This window comes from Singulisphaera rosea, from assembly GCF_054877945.1.
Map to the genome: position 1 here is coordinate 276,493 of NZ_JBTYIP020000006.1, position 17,966 is coordinate 294,458.

A 17,966-nucleotide genomic window follows, 5' to 3' on the forward strand; every position below is an offset into this window, starting at 1 on the left:
GTCTCTTGAAGTGAAAATAGGACAGAAAGGACGTCGGTCGTCCCCGGAAAGGAGTCCCCGGGAGATGGCCCGTTCGCGCGGGCCGGCCCGTCCTGGCGTCTTCGCAGTGATGGTTTTTCGAAATGAAGGCGCGAACGCGCCCTATGGTCCGGGCCGGTCGCACGGTTCCCTTGCAGGTGGACACCCCCATGCTGTCGATTCCCTCCCTTTCCCCCTCCCTCGCCCGCTCACGCCGCGGTTTTACGCTGATCGAACTGTTGGTCGTCATCGCGATCATCGCCGTGTTGATCGCCCTGCTGTTGCCCGCCGTCCAGGCCGCCCGCGAGGCCGCCAGGCGGATCCAGTGCACCAACAACATGAAGCAACTGGGCCTTGCACTCCAGGGCTACCACGACGCCACCGGGACCTTCCCGCCCGGCTCGCAAGGCGGACTGTATAACGTGTACATGAATTACACAGGATACAGTTTCATGCTGCCGTTCATCGAGCAGACCGCGGCGTACAACACGTTCAACTTCAGCCTGAACCAGAACGCGGGCGGGACGCTGTACTACGGCTGGACCTTGCCCGGCAACAGCACCGGCTTCACCTTGCAGTTCGGCGTCTTCCTCTGCCCCTCGAACCGGGCCAAGGGCGAAGTCGGCTCGACGGTCGGCTCGGGGGCGGCGGCGTACACCCTCGACGCGGGCCGGGTCGCGGTGACCGACTACCTGTTCAACGGCGGGGCGAACCGCTACGTCATCCCCGGCTACGGCGAGACGAACCTCCTCGGCCCGATCGGGTTCAACACGTCGACGACCATCGCGTCGATCACCGACGGGACGAGCAACACGTTCCTCATGGCCGAGTCGGCCGGCGGCAACGCCCGCAACAAGCTGCGGGCGATCGGCGGCGGTGCCAGCCGGGTCTGCGTCCCCCTGAGCCCCGGCCTGGCGGCCGCCCCGACGGCGACGGTCTATTATGACAATATTATGTTCATGGCTTACGGCCGCTCGCGAACCTGGGGCACCGACAAGCGGATCATCGGCGGCCTCGTGGCCCGGACCGTCGACCAGGCAGGCTACCCCTACCGCCCGAACGACTGCGGCTTCGACTCGATCACCGACGTCTTCGACGCCGCCCCGGGCGTGGCCGCCCCCGCGGCCGGCCAGCAGCTCCCGAACTTCCGCTCGAGCCACCCGAGCCTGATCAACGCGGTCTTCGCCGACGGCAGCGTCCGGGGCATCAAGGACTCGGTCTCGATGCCCGTCTACATGGGCCTCTCGACGATGGCCGGCGGCGAGGTCCTGTCGGCGGACAGCTATTGATCCGAGGTGAATGGAGGAAGTGTCCGATGAGCCCCCTCCGCCGTCTGAAGCCGCGGCCCACGCTCTGGGCCGCGGCGATCACGGTCGCCCTCGCCGCCGTCGTCCCCGGGTTGGGGTGCAATACCGAGCTCGCGCACCCCGATGGCGGGTCCCCGATCGTCCACCCCGACTCGCCGGAGGCGAAGAAGGCCTTCGCCGAGTCGGAGACGCTGCTGAAACTTCGACAAGCGCAGGAAGCCAAGGCCCATCGCCGCAACAAGGCGATGCCCAACGAAGGCTAATTCCCCCGCGGACCTCAAATGATCTCCCTCGACACTCAAGGAGCCTCGATGTCGTCCCTGAAACGCACCCGGCGCCCGCTCTGGGCCGCCCTTTCGGCGGCCGTGCTCTTCGTCCCGCAGACGGCATCGGCCCACTTCCTCTGGATCACCGTGACCCCCGCGGAGTCGCCCAAGGGCGCCGCGAAGGTCGAGACCTTCCTGAACGAGACTCCCGTCCCCGGGGGCCCGCAGTTCCTCAAGGTCGTCAAGGGGGTCAAGCCGTCCGTCGATGGCCAGGCCCTCCCGGTGTCCCTCGGCGAGGAGACGGTCGACGCCCAGTGGGTCGGCAAGCTCCCCGCGACCGTCGACGCCGCCCGCGACCTCGGCGTGAAGACGGGACGTGACGGCAAGGTCTACCGCCTCTACTACACCGCCCGATCCCAGACCGCGGCCGCCGCCGCCGCTGACAAGGAGCTGGGCGATAAGCTCCGCGTCCGCCTGATCACCAAGGACGGAAGGTCGGCCATCCAGGTCCTCTTCGACGGCAAGCCCGTCGCGAAGGCGCGGATCAAGGCCTACCCCGAAGGGGGCGACGCCAAGGAATTGACGGCCGACGACCAGGGCCTCGCCGAGATCGAAGGCGTGGCCGAGGGCAAGACGTCCCTCTGGGCCAACTGGGTCGAGCCCAAGGCCGGCGAAGCGGACGGCAAGCCGTTCGCCGAGACTCGCTACTACGCCACGCTGACCTATCTGCCCTCGGACGCGAAGGCCAAGGACGCCAGCTCTTCGGCGGCAGCCTCGTTCGCGACGATGCCCGAGCCGGCCGTGAACAGCTTCGGCGGCGCGGTGCTTGGCGACTGGCTGTACGTCTACAGCGGCCACATCGGCCGGACGCACAAGTACAGCGTCGAGACGACCTCCAAGCACTTCCGCCGCCTGAACCTCAAGGATCGCACCACCTGGGAAGACCTGCCCATGAGCAAGGACGTCCAGGGTGTGGCCCTTGTCTCCGACGGCAAGTACGCCTATCGCGTTGGCGGGATGTCGGCGAAGAACAAGCCCGAGGAAGATCACGACCTCCACTCCGTCGGTGACTTCGCCCGATTCGACCCCGAGACGAAGACCTGGACCGACCTCGCCCCGCTGCCCGTGCCCCGATCGACCCACGACGCGGTCTACTTCGACGGGAAGGTCTACGCACTCGGCGGCTGGACGATGACGGGGGGCGAAGAGGAATCGACCTACCTGAACGACGCCGTCGTCTTCGACCTGGCGAAGCCCGAAGCCGGTTGGACGACCATCGAGCAGCCGTTCAAGCGCCGGGCCCTGTCGGTGGGCGAGGCGGGTGGCAAGGTCTACGTCCTCGGCGGGCTCAGCAGCACCTTCAAGGTCGAGCGTCGCGTTGATGTGTATGACGTCGCGACGAAGACCTGGAAGACCGGTCCCGACCTCCCCGGCCAGGGCAAGAACGACGGCTTCGGCACCTCGGCCTTCGGCGTCGACGGCCGCCTCTACTACAGCGGCAGCGCCGGCCGGATCTTCCGACTCGACGCGGCCGGCACCGCCTGGGAGCCGATCGGCGCCTGGGCCTCGCCCCGGATCACCCATCGCATTCTCCCCGGCCCCGACCACACCCTCCTTGCCGTCGGCGGGAACGCCAAGGGCAAGCAGACCCCGGTCATCGAGGCCGTGACCCTGCCGTCGACCAAGGTCGAAGTCGCCGCCGGCGGCGAATGAGCCAACCCCCAGGGCCGGAGTTTGGCCTGAAACTCCGGCCCCACTTCCCTAACCAACCTTCCCCCCCCCTCGTCGACCACCGGCCCTGCCGGTGGTCGATCGACGTGAAAAGGTCTCCTCCTCGACCATCGACGCGAGCTTGTTGCCACAAAGGCACCAAAGAACAAATGAAGAGGGTCTTGAGATTGCGGATCTCTCCGACTCTTTCCAGGAGTTCTTTGTCCCTTTGTGGTGATAATCCAACCATTGTGACGGGATTGAGCGAGGCGGACTTCGGCGAAGAGGGACTCGATCAGAGCCTCGGCGGGGCCGGCTTGACCGGCGCCTGGTAGGCGTTGACCCCCTTGACCTTCAGCTTCCGCTTGTAAACGCGGTCGTTGCAGGTGGCGAAGAGCGTGTCGAATTCGGGGCCGCCGAAGCAGACGTTCGAGACTTTGCCATTCGGTGTAGGCATGATGATGTTCACTCGCCCGGCTGCGTCGCAAATTTGGATGCCCATGCGCGTCGCGACGTAGAGTCGGCCGTCGCGGTCGACGCGGATGCCGTCCGCGCCGCTGTCGTCGTCGGTGTCGCGGACGTGCAGGTGGTGGTATTGCTGCTTCGCCGCGAGGGAGCCATCGGGCTGGATCCGGTAACTGTAGACCCAATGGGACCGGAAGTCGGCAACGTACAGGAGGGACTGGTCGGGGGAGAGGGTGACGCCATTGGTGAACTTCAGGCCCGTGTCGACGACCTTCGACTTGCCCTCGGGGCTGATGTACCAGACCTTGCTGACGTCGTTGCCGTTGCCGGCGGGGTTGGTGACGTAGATGCCGCCGTCGTGGCGGACGACCAAGTCATTGCCCCGGAAGCCGTCGGCGACGACGCTGGTCTTTCCTTCGGCGTCGTAGGCCAGTACTTGTCGTGTCCCGGTCGCGACGGCGTAGAGCTGGCCGTCGGTCCCGAATGCCTGGCCGTTCGCGTTCTTCGAATCCTCGATGTAGACGGTCACCTTGCCGTCGAGGTCGACCTTGTAGGTCTTGCTCTTCGGGATGTCGTTGAAGAAGACCTCACCCTTCGCGTTCGCCGCAGGCCCTTCGGTGAACGTGTAGCCCTCGCCGACGAGCGTCCAGCCTTCGCCGGGCAGGACGACGTCCTGCAACTGCTTCGATCCCGGGCCTGCGTTCACGGAAGCTGGCCAATCTTTCCAGAGCCAACGGATCGCTTCGGGGAAGACCTCCGTCGCGTGCTTGGCGTCGTGGCCGCCGGTGCCCCACGCGTGCTCGACTTCGTAGCCGGCGAAGACGAGGGCCCGCTCCATCTCCTGGTTCGCCATCCACCAGTCGCCGCCGAAGATGTTCTGGTCGGCGCTCCCGTCCTCGAGGAAGATCCGGATCGGCTTCGGCTCGAACTTGCGCACGAGCGTCGGATAGACGTTCCCCCCGCGGAGCCCGACGTAGGTGCCGATTGCGCTGAAGACCCGGCGGAAGTCGTCGGGACGCTCCCAGGCCGCGGTAAAGGCGCAGATCGCGCCGCTGCTCGCGCCGGCGATGCAACGATCGTCGCCTTTCTTCGAGAGCCGGATCGCCCGGCCATCGGAGGTCGTCTTCGTCTCGACCTCGGGCAGGAGTTCTTCGAGGAGGAAACGCGCGTAGTTGTCGCCGAGGCCGTCGTATTCGAAGCTCCGGTTGAACCGGTCGAGCGCCTCGCCGGAGGAGGCCTTCACGCGACCGTGCATGACGAACACTCCGATGACGACCGGGATCTCCTTCGAATCGATCAGCCGATCGAAGACGGCGGGCGCGTCATACTGGATCCCGTCCTGGTTCACGTAGACGCACGCCGGTTTGGCCGGGTCGTATTGCTTGGGCACGTAGACCCAGTAGTCACGGACCGTCCCGGGGAAGATCTTGCTCTTGTCGAAGGAATACTTGATCACTTCGCCCTTCGTCGCGTCGTCTGCGCGTATCGGACGGGCGGGCCAGATGGCGAAGAGCACGCAGGAGAGCGCAAGGTAGCGGGATGCAGCTCGATGCATCGGCGGGATCCTCAACGGGAAAGGTCACTTCCGAACCACGACCGGCGAATTCTAGCCGAGGTGCCCGGTGCCCGACAGGAGGACCCCAGAGAGGGGAATTTTGAATTATGTTAGTATGTAAAAATGAAAGATTTATTGTGTAATCTGCGGACCGTCCTCGGACGTACGGAGTCGCCTTGAGCCGCGTCACGACCCGAGCGGCCGGTGCCCCGTCATCGGGTTCTGGGCGAAGGCATAGTCCTCGACGACTTTCCCACCGATGATGTGCTCGTCGACGATCCGATGCAGGACCTTGGGCGTGACCGAGTGATACCAGGTCCCGTCGGGATAGACGACGAGGAGAGGCCCACTCCGGCAGACCTTGAGGCATTCGACCTCGGTGCGGTAGACGGCGGAGACGCCGTCCTTCTCGAGCCTCTTGAGGAGCTTCTTGAGCAGCTTCGCGGTCTCGCGGTGGTCCTCGCCGTCGCAACAGCTCTTCCCGGTGCAAAGCAGGACGTGTCGGGAATATCCCCCTTGGCCGGTCGTCGAGATCCCGCACGATTCCGCCTTCTCGACGGCCCTCGCGTGCGCCTGCTTCGCTCCGTCGCCCACCCGAACCCCCTCGGTCGAATTGGATGTGTCGGTCCCAACCTATGAGATGATACGATCTTACCAAGAGCCGGGGTGCTTGGCGAATCGACCCTCGGAATCCGGTCTTCGCCTCCACGCCTTTGCCGCCGGGGTGGCCGCTTCGCGTAGGATTCGAGGAGCGGCGAGCTCCGCAAAGATACGTACGGTACGTCCTCCGGCCCGGTTGCTCTCGCTGAGGGACTCGTCATGGCGTCCATCGAGCCGAAAGGCCTGGGTGATCGGTGCCGCGGGGCGGCGGTGGTCCTCGTGATTTGGGTTGGGCTCGAGAGCCTGGGGCTCACCCGGGAAGGTCGGGCGGAGCCCCCCGAAGTCCCGAAGTCGGGCGTCCGCGAGCCGAGCAAGGGGGCGCAACGCACAAGCGTGGTCGTCGTTCGCGTCGGGGAGCGGGCCGTCGTCGCGCTGGGAAAACCGACCGGCACGGCCATCCACGACGAGACCCTCGGCAGCGTCCAGGGGCTACTCCTTCGAGAACTCACGCGTCAGGCGGTCCTGGTCGCCGCGCGTGACGAGCTCGGACTTTCGACGCGAGACGAGGTCCTCGGCGAGACCGCTCCGGCTCCGATTGACGGGAAGATTGCCGAACTCATCACCGACTTCCGCGAGGACGAAGGACGACTCTGGATTCGTCGGAGCGCGGACGAGAAGGCACCGACGCTCCTGGACCGCGATATGGGGCCTGATGCTCGAGGGACGCCCGGGAACTTGGCGAAGTTCGCGGTGCTCGTCGAGTCGCTTTCTCGCACGGAATTCCCCGACGCCTTGAAGGCCCTGGGGCTCGAGGGGGCGCGGAACACGTTACGGGCGGAGGCGGGGCTTCCGGAGGGCGTCGAGACGCACCTGGGCACGCTCGGCTTCGTCGAGCACGTGGCGGCCCTCCGGGCACTTCACGCGGCGATCCGAGCGGATGGCGAGTCGCCGGCGCGGCTCGGTGCGCTGGCGCGAGGCTACGCCCAGCTCGGCGTCCTCTCCGAATTCCAATGGCACCCGGCCCACAAGGCTCTCAAGGCGAGGGCCTTGCTGTACGCCCAGCGGCTCGTGGCCCGTCGGCCGGATGACCCCATGGGCCTCTGGCATCGAGCCTTCGTTGAGGCCCTCCTGGGGCTCCCGACGCTCGCCAGGGCCGACCTGGACGAGGCGTCGAGGCGGGCATTGGCCTTGGATCCAAACGTGAAGGCTCCCGACTGGGTCGAAGTTATCGAGGCCTTCCTCGGGGGGCGTTTGGATCGTTTGAAGGCCGATCAAGGCCCTCACGTGAAGCTCGCGGCGCTGCTCCGACTGATGGCCGTGGAGTTCCCGGCCCAGTGCGTCATCGCCCTTGATGCGGCCAGCGACGTCGTGGCACTCGACGCCGAGTGCTACCGGGCTCATGACGCCTTGTGCCGCGCCGGCGGTTTGGCCAATCTCCACTCCGCGACCACGCACGGTCCCGAGACCCTCGCGCTGCGCTTCCCGAATGCGCTCGGCGCGTTGCCCGACCTCCCGCCGAAGGTCCGCGGGGCCCTTGAACTCCAGGCGGGCGAGGTCCCGGTCGTCGAGGCGCTCGCCCGCGCGGGGGCGCCGGACGTGGACCCTCGCGAGCTCTCCTGGGGAGTCCTCGCCCACGTGATCCGCGAGACGCGCTTCGTCCAGGTCTATCGCCGACTCTCCTTCCTGCACGACACGTTGGGGGGGCCGGTCGGCACGTACTGGGCGACCGCCCGCCGGTCCGTCGAACGGCATCCCAACCTTCCGTTCCTCGAAGTTTTCGTCCGGCCCCATGTCGATGTCATCCCCTCGCTGACCGATTTCGTCGGTCGGCTCGATCGGACCAACCTCGAGGCCACGGCGAGGCCCATGATTCGACGGATGGAAGACCTTCATGTCCCGAACGCGAGCGACCTCCGGGGCTTTGCCACCTCCCACGCCGACTCGGTGGCTCGAGACCTCGCCCTCGAGCTTGAGAGGGGAAGCAACGAGGCGACTGTCGCGAAAAACCTGCTGGAGGTCGATCCTCGCTCGTCGTTCGCGATGGCCTCGCTGGTCGAGGAGGACTGGGACGGGGTCAAGGATCGAGTCCCCGAGTGGCGCAAGATCGTGGACGACGCACCGATGCTACTCGCCGCGCTGGCGACGCATTACACGGCCACAAAAGAGCTCGACGAGGCCCGCAATATCCTCATGCGGTACATCGCACGATGCCCCGACTCCTGGGGCTACCTCATGCTCGCCAACAACTATCGGGCGAGGGGCGAACAGGGCCGCTGGAAGGCGACCCTCGACGAGTTCCTGGAGAAGGTCGAAGACCGTGGCCACGACCATGCCTCGATCCGAGTGAAGATTGCAGAGGAGTTCATGCGGCAGAAGCGTTGGGCGGATGCCCTGCCGTATGCCGAGACTGCCGCGGGATCCTGGGCGCCTTGGGCGATGACGTGCGCTGCCCAATGTGCCGAGGGGATGGAAGACTGGCCCCGGGCCGAGCTCTGGCTCCGCCGCAGCTCCGAACACCATCCGGGGGCATGGGCCGACTGGTACCGCTCGTGTCTCCGGACCGGCCATGGAGACGTGAAGTCCGCCCGAGTGCAGGCCGAGCGGTCCCTGGCCGAGATCGAGGGCCGCCGTGATGTCGTCGACCCGAAGTCGGCCGCCTATTTCTACTGGTCCACCGGCTCGCTCAGGAAAGCCCAAGGGGCCCTGACCAGGCTCGGCGCGGAAAACCCGGTCGAATCTTCGACCATCCTGCACCTTGCCCTCATCGCCGACGAGATGGACGAGCCGAGGCGACGTGACGAACTGCTCGAGACGATCTGGACCAAGTATCAGGGCCAGGCTCCCCGAACGGCCCAAGTCTGCCGGGTCCTCCGCCGATGGCTGGCCGATGGGGGGCAAGGAGAGCCGCTGGACCAGGCCTTCCTCGACAAGCAACTCGACAGGCTCGCACCTAAGTCTCGGGGAGACCTCGAATTCTTCGTGGGACGCTTCCTCGTGCTCCACGACAAGCCCGAGATCGGCCGGCCTTACCTGCGACGATGCAACGCGGAACCGGCCGCTGACGAATGGATCAGGGCGATCGCCCGGCAGAGCTTGAGGATGTCCGCGCTTGCCCCGCTACCCTGAAGCGGCGCCGACCCCTTCGCGTGCCGAGGAGACTCCGAGTCAGTCGGCTTTCGGCGACTTCTGACGGATCCCGATCCCCATGATCGTGGCCTTCGTCTCGACCAGTTCGACCTCCTCGGCGAAATGCTCGATGAAGAGCCGTCCATCCATCCCCATCGTCAACCGTTCGACTCTCTCGTCCTCCTCGAATCCCAGGATCAATGCCTCGGACTTCCGCTGGATCCGCCCCTTCAGGCCTTCCTCCGAGAACCTCACGACCCCGTCCTTGTCGATCCTATAGGTCCGCACGGCGGCATTCGTGTAGGTTATCTCCCACTCCCCCTCCATCTCGGCAAGCTGCTTATCCGCCAATTCTTGCGCGGTGGCAGGGCTCGTCGATCGGCCCCCAATCGCTATGGCGAGTATGGAGCCGATCAGTACAAATGTCATGACGTGGGACGTAACCCGAGGCATGGCTAATGACCCTCCGGACTTCTCGCGGCGCTCGTTCCCGATCCGAATCATGCCATCTTAGCCGAGCGTCCGGACGGCTGGCAGATGGATGCGTGAGGATCGTGATTATGATCACGATCGGTCGCAGGATTGGTTTCGCCCTTGATTTGCACATGAGTATTCCTGCCGTGCGTCCGGTCCGTTGATCTTCTTTCAATGACCCGACATCGGGCTGAGAATAGGAGGCTGGAGACGATCCCGAAGATGACGCGGATTGACACAAGCAAAATTGAGAACAGTTGATTTTATCAGTGTTAACCTGCGGGTAGAGCCGCAAGGGTACGACGGAAGACAAGGTCGAGACGTCACAATTGTTTATTAAAGATAATAATATATGGATAAATTAATTTGATTGGTGTCGAATCGTCGACTTGGTCGTTGGGACGATCCTCGGATTTTGAGGGGTCTGCCCGGTTTGAAAAGGTTTGTGAAGGCGGGCGATAAAACCTGAAATACCGAACGGATTTAGGTGGCGAGATGAAGGGGGAGTTCCTATGATGAAGCCGACTTGAACGACGAATTGAATTCCTCATTAGGATGATGAGTCGCCGGGGATGACCTCGGCAAGGCCGAGGATCGGCCCGGAGCAGGGCGGTCCCGCCGGCCCATCGAGGCCATCGCCGCGCCTACGACCACTGTGCGTCAAGGCCCTAGTCGCCACTCTCTGAAGGATTGGGGAGTCCGAAATTGAACGCACGCATGTTCTCGATGTCTCGGATCGATCCGCGCGCGGAGCTGGCCTTCGACGTGGAGATCGGGCCGTTCTGCACCATCGGTCCGGGTGTCCAGATCGGTCGAGGGACTCGCTTGATGGGGCACGTCGCCCTCTCGGGGGACGTGACGATCGGCGAGTTCAACACGATCGGGGCGTTCGTCGCGATCGGCGAGCCGCCGCAGGACGTGTCTTACCAGGGGGCCGCCACTCGAGTCGAGATCGGCGACCACAACGTCTTCTGCGAGGGCGTGACGATCCATCGGGCCTCCGAGAAAGAGGATGGCCTGACCCGGATCGGTCACCACAATTATTTCGGGGCGGGTGCCCATGTCGCGCACGATTGCCGGCTCGGCGACCGGATCCGGATTGCGGAACGTACGGTGCTCGGCGGCCACGTCCACGTCGAGAACGGTTGCGAAATCGCCGAAGGCGTGGCGATCGTCCACAACGTGACGATCGGCGGATACAGCTTTGTCAGGGCCCGCTCGAAAGCGACTCAGGACGTGCCCCCGTACCTGCTCGTCGATGGATGCCCTTCTCGCGTCCGTTGCGTCAACACGTCGAGGCTCCGGCAACTTGGCTTTCCCGATGAGTCCATCTTGGCTTTGCGGGAGTTGTACAAGCTGCTCTACCGGGCGAAGATCGGGGTCCGGCAGGCGGCCGCGGGGCTCCGCGAACGAGGCCGACTCACCCCCGAACTCCTCTACCTGATCGACTTCGTCGAGGCACAGAACGAAGGCCGGAACGGCCGGGCCCGAGACCGGGTGATCGCCGACGGCCCCCGCCCCTTCCGGGTCGCGGGGGCACCCTGGCCGGGGGCCAATAAGGGCGAGCCTGGCCCTTTCGAGGGGACCGAGGCCCAGGTCGGGGTCTGATCGCCCGGGCCTCGATCACGGTCCGGGGTCCTGGCCTTTCGCGGCGAACGACCCGACCCGTCGTCCCGGAAACCCGCCCTCGCCGACCAGGACGGGCTTCGAGCCCCCGCGTCAGTGGCCTTTGGCCAGATAGCCGTGGTAGACCCCGATCCAGTAGGCGAGGGCCCAAGCGGCCCCGTCGTCCTCGGTCCGGCCGTCGTTGCCGCCGTCCGGAGTCCAGGGGTTGCCGTTCCAGCGCGACAGCCTACGCTCCGACGCCGGGAGGACGCGGTCGATCTCGAGCTTGGTGCGGTAGATCCCCGAGCTCGTCCTGATCTGGACGTCGTGCCGATGGCTGTTCTTCACGGCCCACTCGACCATGTCCCAGGGCCAGTCCTGGAGCGTGCGGACGGATTCCTCGACGTCGCACGGTTTGCCCGTCGTCGCGCCGTAGATGAAGTTATACAGCGGGCTGTGCTCGCCCCGGAGCCCTTGCTCGCCCGGCGCGCCTTCCCAGGTCCGGGTGATGCTCTGCACCAGGATGCGCCGCCGGCCCGGATCCTTCTCGAGGAGGAGCAGGGGGTAATAGACGAGGTACAACAGCTCGTCGTCCGAGTGGTTGATCGACATCCAGGTTCCGGACCGCCCGCGCCGTTCGAGGAGGGAATTTAACAAATAGTGATGGTTTGTGATCAGGTCGTTGTAGGCCTTCGTGTATTTCGGATCTCCGGTGATGTGCGCGGCGACCTTGAGGTAGCAAAGGATCTCGATCGAGTTGAGCTCCCTCTGCTCGTAGTAGAAGGGCGAGCGGTTGATCAATTCGGGGGCCCAGATCCCCCAGCGTGTCTTCCGGCCGGTGTGGTCGACCAGGGTGTAGCCGTGGTCGAGGATGTGGTCGGTGACGCGTCGGACGACGGCGGCGACCTTCGCCTTCTCGGCCGTGTCGGCGACGAGGTCGTGGTAGACGTACCAGGCGAAGTAGTGGCCGTCGATCTCGTCGCTGCTGGTGTCACCCTTGCACCAGACCGTCGGGTCGACGGGCGATCGGTACCAGACCTTGGCCGTCTCGCCCGGGGCGTGGACCCGGTCCTCGAAATTCACTCCGGTGGCCCCGTCCTTCAGGTCCTGGTCGGTCACGACGGCGCGGGCGGGGAAGCCGGGGATCCCCGAGAGTCGCTCGAGATCGAGCAGGGCGTCCATCGATTTTTTCGCCTGCGCGCGGGCGGCGGGGTCGCCGGTCGCCCCGTGTCGGAAGGCCATCGCGCCGAGGTAGATCGCCGTCCAGAGCCCGTCGTTGTCGCTGATGTGGAGCTTCGTCGCGCCGGTCGGGTCGCCGGGGATCGTGAGGTTGGTCTCCTGGATGAACCCACGTCGGTCGTGGCGCGACTGCGTCAACTGGTCGAAGTGCTCGGCCTTCGCCGCGAGCGTGATGGGGAGCTCTTCGATCCGCGCGAGCCCTCCATCGGTGTCGATCCAGGCCCGGCCCTTGGCGTCGGTCCAGATCGCTCGGACGACGTTTCCGGGCAGCCAGCGCTTGCCCCAGAAGTAGCGGAACTCGCCGTCGCGGAGTCGCCAGGCCCCTTCCCGAGTCCCTCCCCAGACGTCGCCGTTGGGGGCGAGGTGCAGGCAGGTCATGGCCTCGTAAGGGACGCCGTCCTGCTTCGTGATCCCCTGCCACCATTGGGCGCCGTCGGTCGCGAACAGGCCTCGCGTGGTCGCCGCCCAGATGTGCCCGACCCGGTCCGAGTCGACCTGGACGACCTTCGCGCTCCCCGGGACCTCGGGCTGGCCCGGTTCGGGCTCTCGAGGGCCGACCTCGAGCGGGACGAAGCCCTTTGGTGACGATCGAAAGACGCCACGGTCCGTCACGACCCAGACGTTGCCATTGGCGGCCTTCGCGGCCGAGAGCACCTTCGCGCCCTCGGGCAGCTTCGCCCGTTCGACGAAGTCGTAACTTGGGTTCGGCTTGTCCGCATCCGCGGGAGCTTCCTTCAGACCCTTGGCGCCCGTGGAGACGAGTTGGGGATAAGTCCCGGCGTGGGTCGTCGTGGCGAAGAACAAGGTCGTCGCGAGCAAAATCTCGGCGGGTCGCACTCGACGCATGGCGATTGGCTCCCCTCGGGGGTGGGCCGGCCTTCGTCCTCAGGGATGATGGAAGGCACGGAGGTGGATGCGAGTGGGACGCAAGGCGGCGCGGCAGGGAGGCACCGTCGCCTCGTCCGGTGGGATGTTCCAAGACCTGAACATGGTAGGTGAATCGACGGGCCGCGTCCAGGGCGTCGCCGAGATTCTCGGGTGAATTTATGGTTGAATAGGATAATGGGATTGATTTAAATAATTGGTCGATATGGTTTGATGATTTGAATTTCTAATTTTTTTGATCCCTGCTATCTTTTTCTCTTGGCTTGTGAAAGAACAGTCGCTCGTTTGCGCGGTCCACGTGGGAACGAGGCATGAATCTCCGGCCATGGATGAGGCTCGAGTACGGAGCGATTGTCGCATCCCGTCAGCCTTTGGCCTTCTCCTGCTCGAGCAGGTCTTCGGCCTCGAGCCGGCGGTATCGGGCGTCCATGATCGAGAGCGGTTCGACCTCGTCCACCTTGCTGAGTTGGTCGAGGATGGTCTCGAGCCGCTTCATCTCCTCCACGTGCTCTTCAATGGCCGCGAGGCGGGCGGTCTTCGACGTGCTCAACGCGAGCCTGGCCTCCATCCGGCGCCTTGACCAGATCACGATCGGGTCTCGGCTCGCGGGGTTGATGTTACCCCGGTCGATATTCACGCGGACGGCCTCGATGGCCTTCTGGGCAAGCTTGAGCCGGGCCTCGGCCAGGGCGGTGTTCCGACGGTCCTCGCCGGAGGCCGCCACGGCGACCTGGCCGCTGGCGAGCAGGCCGCCGACGGCCAGGAGTGTGCGGCGCGTCGTCACCGAGGTTGGGCCTGTGGGCATCGCCGACATCTCGGGCGTCGGTCGGGATTCGCGGCCATCACCGGGTTGATCGTTGGGTGTTTCCACGGCGGATCTCGCCTCCGGGCGGAAGAATTGGGACTGGGTCGGATGGTCCTTCGGTGAACGCAAACATCGTCGTGAGGGGACAGCTCTCGACTCATCTGGAGCGTACCGGACCCCGGGCGCGTGGACAAGAGCCGCGGACGACCGGTTCGTGGCTGGGTTGCCTCGGCGGTTTCCTCGGTTGAATGCGGGCGGGGCGCCCTTGCCCCGTTTTTGATTCGGGCTCAGGGGACGATCGACACTCGGGCTCCGCCTGCGCCGGGGCTCGGCGACTGGCCGGGGAATTCGGGGGCGGCTTCGAGGAGGTTGAAGGTCTCGTCGTGGTTGCCGGTCAGGAGGGTGCGACCGTCGGGGGAGAACGCGATGGGGGCGGTCTTTCCCGGGAACGTGGCCCGGACGTGGCCGGTGACGGCGTCCCAGAGCTTAACCTCCCCCACGGCGTTCGGCCCCGAGTTCCCGGTGGTCGAGGCCATCGTCCGGCCGTCGGGGGAAAAGATGATCGACCTGACCCCATAGTTGTGGCCCCAGAGTATGGTTCTCGTCTTCCCCGAGGCCCGATCCCAGAGGCAGATCATCCGATCTTTCCCCCCGCTCGCGAGGGCCTTCCCGTCGGGGTGAAACGCGAGGCTGAAGACCCCCTGTTTGTGCCCCTTGAGCTCCGCAAGCGGTCGGGCCGATGTGGGGTCCCAGAGTCGGACGACCCAATCCTCGCCGCCCGAGGCGAGGATCTTGCCGTCGGGGGAGAACGCGAGAGCGTCGACCCCTCCGGCATGGGCCTTGACGGTCGCGCGGCAGGTCCGGGTGGCGACGTCCCAGAGTCGGGCGGTGGCGTCGACCCCTCCGGAGGCGAGCGTCCCGCCGTCGGGGGAGAACGCGAGGGCGGTGACCTTACCTTCGTGCCCCGGGAGCTCGATCGACTCGTGGCGACCGCCCACGTTCCGGAGGCGGATCCGGCCGTCGGCGCCCCCGGAGGCGAGGACCTGGCCGCCGGGCTCGAGGGCGACGCAGACCTCCGAGCCTTCGCCGGGGAGCGTCTCGCGGACTCGGCATCCGGCCGTGTCCCAGAGCCGGATGGTGTCGTCCCGGCTTGCGGTGATGAGAGTGTCGCCGTCGGGCGTGAACAGGGCGGCGGTGACCTTCGCCGAGTGTCCGCGCAACGGGGGGTGTTGGCGACCGGCGACGAGGTCCCAAACCTTCGCCGTCTGGTCGACGCTGCCGGTGGCGAAGATGTCGTCGGCGGGGGCGAAGGCGAGCGCCGAGACCGGGCCGTCGTGGATATTCAGGGCGGCTTCTTCGTGGCCGTCCTCGGTGCGCCAGAGCCGGACGATGCAATCTTCCCCGCCGGTGATCAGGGTCGCGCCGTCGAGCGAGAAGGCCAGGGTCAGCACCGAGGCCAGGTGGCCTCGGAGGACGACCCGAGGGCGGAGCTCCGCGGGGCCCCAGAGGATCGCGGCCTTGTCCGCCCCCGCGCTGGCGAGGGTCGCGCCGTCGGGGGCGAAGGCGACGGCGTTGACCGGGGCCGTGTGGCCTCTCAGGAGGCGACGCTGGCGGAACGTCGTCACGTCCCAGCAGCGGACCGTGCCGTCCACTCCCCCGGTCGCCAGGGTCCTCCCGTCGGGGGCGAAGGCGAGCCCTCGCACCGTCCCCTGGTGGCCGATCAACTCGCCCCGAGGGACGCCCGAGCGAGGATCCCGAAGCGTGACGACCCCGTCTCCACCCGCCGTGGCCAGGGTCTTGCCGTCGGGCGAGAACACCACACGGTAGATCGCCTCGGGTCCTCCGTCGATCAGGCAGGGATCCGACCCGTCGGCCATGTTCCAGAGTCGCAAGGTGCCGGCCTTCACGCCAGGGCCGACGCTCCGCACGCCGCCGGTTGCGAGGGTCTTGCCGTCGGGGGCGAAGGCCAGCGACTGGATCGGGCCGAGGTGGTCGACGAGGGTCCCGAGCTCAACGATCTCGGACGAGGGGTCGAGCAGCTTGACCTGGCCCGGTGCCCCCTCACGGTCGGGGGGGCCCCCCGATACGGCCATCACCCGGCCATCGGGGGAGAACGCGAGGTCGCTCACCGCGCCGAGATCGTGCTTGCGGTAGTCGCCTCGTTTGCGCTTGCTGATCCGCAGGAAGTAGCCCCAGGTGAAGTCGCGGAGCTCGGGCGGGCAATACTGCGCGTCCTCGAGGAGCATCCGCGCGAGCCCGGGATTGCTATCGATCGACTTCTCGACATGGGTGAGCTGGAGGGCGTAAAGGCTTCGGCGCGAGAACTCGAGCTGGTCATGGAGCAGAATCGACCGCTGCTCGGCCTCGGCCCGATGCCGCTCGGTGCGGAGGGCCAGGACGCGGAGCCTCGCGTTGTACCAGATGCTGCCGACGAGCAGGCAGAGGAGGGCCAGTGCGCAGGCTCCGGCCAGGGCCGCCGTCGCGGGCCTCCGCCTCGCCCATTTCCAGGCCCATTCCCCGGTCCCGACCGCCCGGGCGTTGACCGGCTCGCCCGCGAGGTAGCGGCGGAGGTCGTCGGCCAGCAGGCCGGCGTCGAGGTAGCGCCCGGCCGGGTCGGCGTGCAGGCACTTCATGCAGATCGCGTCGAGGTCGCGCGGCAGGCCGGGGCGGAGCGTCGATGGAGGGGCCGGCTCGGGCCGAACCCCGCGCGCGAGGTCGTCCAGGTGCGACGACTCGACGAACGGTCGACGCCCGGTCAGGAGCTCGTACAGGATCGCGCCCAGCGAATAGACGTCGGCCGGGAGCCCGTCGTGGACGAGCGTCCCCCCGAACTGCTCGGGGGCCATGTAGCCGAACGTCCCCGCGATCGAGGCGAGGGGTTGTGGAGGTCCGCCCGCCGCGTCGACTTCGGCGTTCGGGCGGTCGCGCACGACCTGCCGGGCCAGTCCGAAGTCGACGACCTTGGGGACGCCGTCGGTGGTCAGGAGCACGTTGGCGGGCTTGAGGTCGAGATGGACGACGCCTCGCCCATGGGCGTACGCGATCGCCCTGGCGATGACCTCGAGCAGCCTCGCCGCGTCTCGATCCGGCCTCGGCCCTCCGCGGATCACCTGCTCCAGGCTCCCCCCCTCGATGAACTCGAACGAGATGAACGACCGGCCGTTGTCATCGAAGATCTCGTGGATCTGGACGATGTTCGGATGTTGGAGCCGAGCGACCGCCTCGGCCTCCGCGCGGAAGCGCCCCGGGTCGGCGTCGGCCTTGGCCTCCGGCCGGATCATCTTCAATGCCACGAGGCGCCCGAGATTCAGGTCCCGCGCTTTGTAAACGATCGCCATCCCCCCTCGGCCGACCGCCTCGAGGATCTCGAAGCGGCCCAGTCGTTGCGAAGGACCGCCGCCGATCGCCCCGAACGGATCGGCGTGGAGTTCGCCTTCGGGATCACCTCGTTCCGGGAAACGATCGTCGAGACTCTCCTTCATCAATTCATGGATGCGAAGCAGGTCTCTGAGCTCGTCCCTCCATGCGGGGAATCGTGCACACAAGGCCTCGGGGTCCGTCGGATTTCCCGAGTCGCCGCGTGCGACATACTCGGCATAGATCAATTCGATGGCCGTATCGGAGTCGGCGGCGAGGGCCGGGTCGGCTTTAAAATACCCTTCGGCGCAAGCATCTTCGCCTCGTCCGAGGCGGTCTTCGAGGTCGGCCCGCGCGCGGGCCAACCGGGCCCGGAGGCCGGCGCCGTCACTGTCCGGGGGCATGAAAATCCTCCAATGCGAAAGGAGTCGGGCCCGACCTGGCCCAGGTGTCGCAATTCATTAATATCAGATAGCGAGGCTGCTCAAAAGGATGACCGGTCGGCACGGCGCCCCTCCTCGAAGGATCGCCGGCCCTTCTCGTGCGCGGAAACC

12 protein-coding genes are annotated in these 17,966 nt (G+C 66.3%); 6 read left to right on the forward strand and 6 right to left on the reverse strand.

Going from position 1 to position 17,966, the window contains the following annotated elements; genetic code table 11:
• Nucleotides 1–188: 188 nt before the first annotated feature.
• From ACYOEI_RS14010 to ACYOEI_RS14020, 3 genes are read left to right on the forward strand one after another with little or no spacing between them, the layout of a single operon-like run.
• Nucleotides 189–1,307, forward strand: coding sequence for a DUF1559 family PulG-like putative transporter (locus tag ACYOEI_RS14010; protein ID WP_462850122.1), 1,119 nt, complete (start codon nt 189–191; stop codon nt 1,305–1,307).
• A gap of 26 nt (nt 1,308–1,333) precedes the next feature.
• Nucleotides 1,334–1,588, forward strand: coding sequence for a hypothetical protein (locus tag ACYOEI_RS14015; protein WP_462850123.1), 255 nt, complete (start codon nt 1,334–1,336; stop codon nt 1,586–1,588).
• A 48-nt stretch (nt 1,589–1,636) separates the two neighbouring features.
• The gene (locus ACYOEI_RS14020; protein ID WP_462850124.1) at nt 1,637–3,304 is read left to right on the forward strand and encodes a tRNA wybutosine-synthesizing protein 4 beta-propeller domain-containing protein; all 1,668 of its coding nucleotides are present in this window, start codon (nt 1,637–1,639) and stop codon (nt 3,302–3,304) included.
• A 292-nt stretch (nt 3,305–3,596) separates the two neighbouring features.
• Here the strand turns inward: ACYOEI_RS14020 and ACYOEI_RS14025 are convergent, their stop codons facing one another.
• Both ACYOEI_RS14025 and ACYOEI_RS14030 read right to left on the reverse strand, forming a co-directional pair.
• Nucleotides 3,597–5,321 carry an SMP-30/gluconolactonase/LRE family protein gene (locus ACYOEI_RS14025; protein ID WP_462850125.1) on the reverse strand — a complete coding sequence of 575 codons (1,725 nt, stop codon included), beginning with the start codon at nt 5,319–5,321 and terminating at the stop codon, nt 3,597–3,599.
• A gap of 186 nt (nt 5,322–5,507) precedes the next feature.
• Nucleotides 5,508–5,915 carry a (2Fe-2S) ferredoxin domain-containing protein gene (locus ACYOEI_RS14030; protein WP_462850126.1) on the reverse strand — a complete coding sequence of 136 codons (408 nt, stop codon included), beginning with the start codon at nt 5,913–5,915 and terminating at the stop codon, nt 5,508–5,510.
• Nucleotides 5,916–6,140: 225 nt separating this feature from the next.
• Here ACYOEI_RS14030 and ACYOEI_RS14035 point away from each other — a divergent pair, with 225 nt between their 5' ends.
• Nucleotides 6,141–9,047: a tetratricopeptide repeat protein gene (locus ACYOEI_RS14035; protein WP_462850127.1), complete on the forward strand. Its 2,907-nt coding sequence runs from the start codon at nt 6,141–6,143 to the stop codon at nt 9,045–9,047.
• 39 nt (nt 9,048–9,086) lie between these two features.
• On the opposite strand, the gene ACYOEI_RS14040 is transcribed toward ACYOEI_RS14035, so the two are convergent.
• On the reverse strand, nt 9,087–9,476 hold the full coding sequence (locus tag ACYOEI_RS14040) for a hypothetical protein (protein ID WP_462850128.1): 390 nt from the start codon (nt 9,474–9,476) through the stop codon (nt 9,087–9,089).
• Between the two features lie 750 nt (nt 9,477–10,226).
• On the opposite strand from ACYOEI_RS14040, the gene lpxA reads away from it, so the two are divergent.
• Nucleotides 10,227–11,129, forward strand: a complete 903-nt coding sequence (gene lpxA / locus ACYOEI_RS14045) for an acyl-ACP--UDP-N-acetylglucosamine O-acyltransferase (RefSeq protein ID WP_462850129.1) — start codon at nt 10,227–10,229, stop codon at nt 11,127–11,129.
• Between the two features lie 111 nt (nt 11,130–11,240).
• Here the strand turns inward: lpxA and ACYOEI_RS14050 are convergent, their stop codons facing one another.
• Entirely contained in the window at nt 11,241–13,211 is a 1,971-nt protein-coding gene (locus ACYOEI_RS14050; RefSeq protein ID WP_462850130.1) for a hypothetical protein, read from the reverse strand.
• A gap of 67 nt (nt 13,212–13,278) precedes the next feature.
• Between ACYOEI_RS14050 and ACYOEI_RS14055 the strand changes: the two genes are divergently transcribed.
• On the forward strand, nt 13,279–13,407 hold the full coding sequence (locus ACYOEI_RS14055) for a hypothetical protein (protein WP_462850131.1): 129 nt from the start codon (nt 13,279–13,281) through the stop codon (nt 13,405–13,407).
• 207 nt (nt 13,408–13,614) lie between these two features.
• Here the strand turns inward: ACYOEI_RS14055 and ACYOEI_RS14060 are convergent, their stop codons facing one another.
• The gene (locus ACYOEI_RS14060; RefSeq protein WP_462850132.1) at nt 13,615–14,121 is read right to left on the reverse strand and encodes a hypothetical protein; all 507 of its coding nucleotides are present in this window, start codon (nt 14,119–14,121) and stop codon (nt 13,615–13,617) included.
• 221 nt (nt 14,122–14,342) lie between these two features.
• The gene (locus ACYOEI_RS14065) at nt 14,343–17,816 is read right to left on the reverse strand and encodes a WD40 repeat domain-containing serine/threonine protein kinase (protein ID WP_462850133.1); all 3,474 of its coding nucleotides are present in this window, start codon (nt 17,814–17,816) and stop codon (nt 14,343–14,345) included.
• Between the last annotated feature and the right edge of the window lie 150 nt (nt 17,817–17,966).

Bases quoted from the DNA above. Each gene is read 5' to 3' on its own strand.
- ACYOEI_RS14010 (WP_462850122.1), top strand. From the start codon at position 189: ATGCTGTCGATTCCCTCCCTTTCCCCCTCCCTCGCCCGCTCACGCCGC.
- ACYOEI_RS14015 (WP_462850123.1), top strand. From the start codon at position 1,334: ATGAGCCCCCTCCGCCGTCTGAAGCCGCGGCCCACGCTCTGGGCCGCG.
- ACYOEI_RS14020 (WP_462850124.1), top strand. From the start codon at position 1,637: ATGTCGTCCCTGAAACGCACCCGGCGCCCGCTCTGGGCCGCCCTTTCG.
- ACYOEI_RS14025 (WP_462850125.1), bottom strand. From the start codon at position 5,321: ATGCATCGAGCTGCATCCCGCTACCTTGCGCTCTCCTGCGTGCTCTTC.
- ACYOEI_RS14035 (WP_462850127.1), top strand. From the start codon at position 6,141: ATGGCGTCCATCGAGCCGAAAGGCCTGGGTGATCGGTGCCGCGGGGCG.
- ACYOEI_RS14040 (WP_462850128.1), bottom strand. From the start codon at position 9,476: ATGACATTTGTACTGATCGGCTCCATACTCGCCATAGCGATTGGGGGC.
- ACYOEI_RS14050 (WP_462850130.1), bottom strand. From the start codon at position 13,211: ATGCGTCGAGTGCGACCCGCCGAGATTTTGCTCGCGACGACCTTGTTC.
- ACYOEI_RS14055 (WP_462850131.1), top strand. From the start codon at position 13,279: ATGCGAGTGGGACGCAAGGCGGCGCGGCAGGGAGGCACCGTCGCCTCG.
- ACYOEI_RS14065 (WP_462850133.1), bottom strand. From the start codon at position 17,816: ATGCCCCCGGACAGTGACGGCGCCGGCCTCCGGGCCCGGTTGGCCCGC.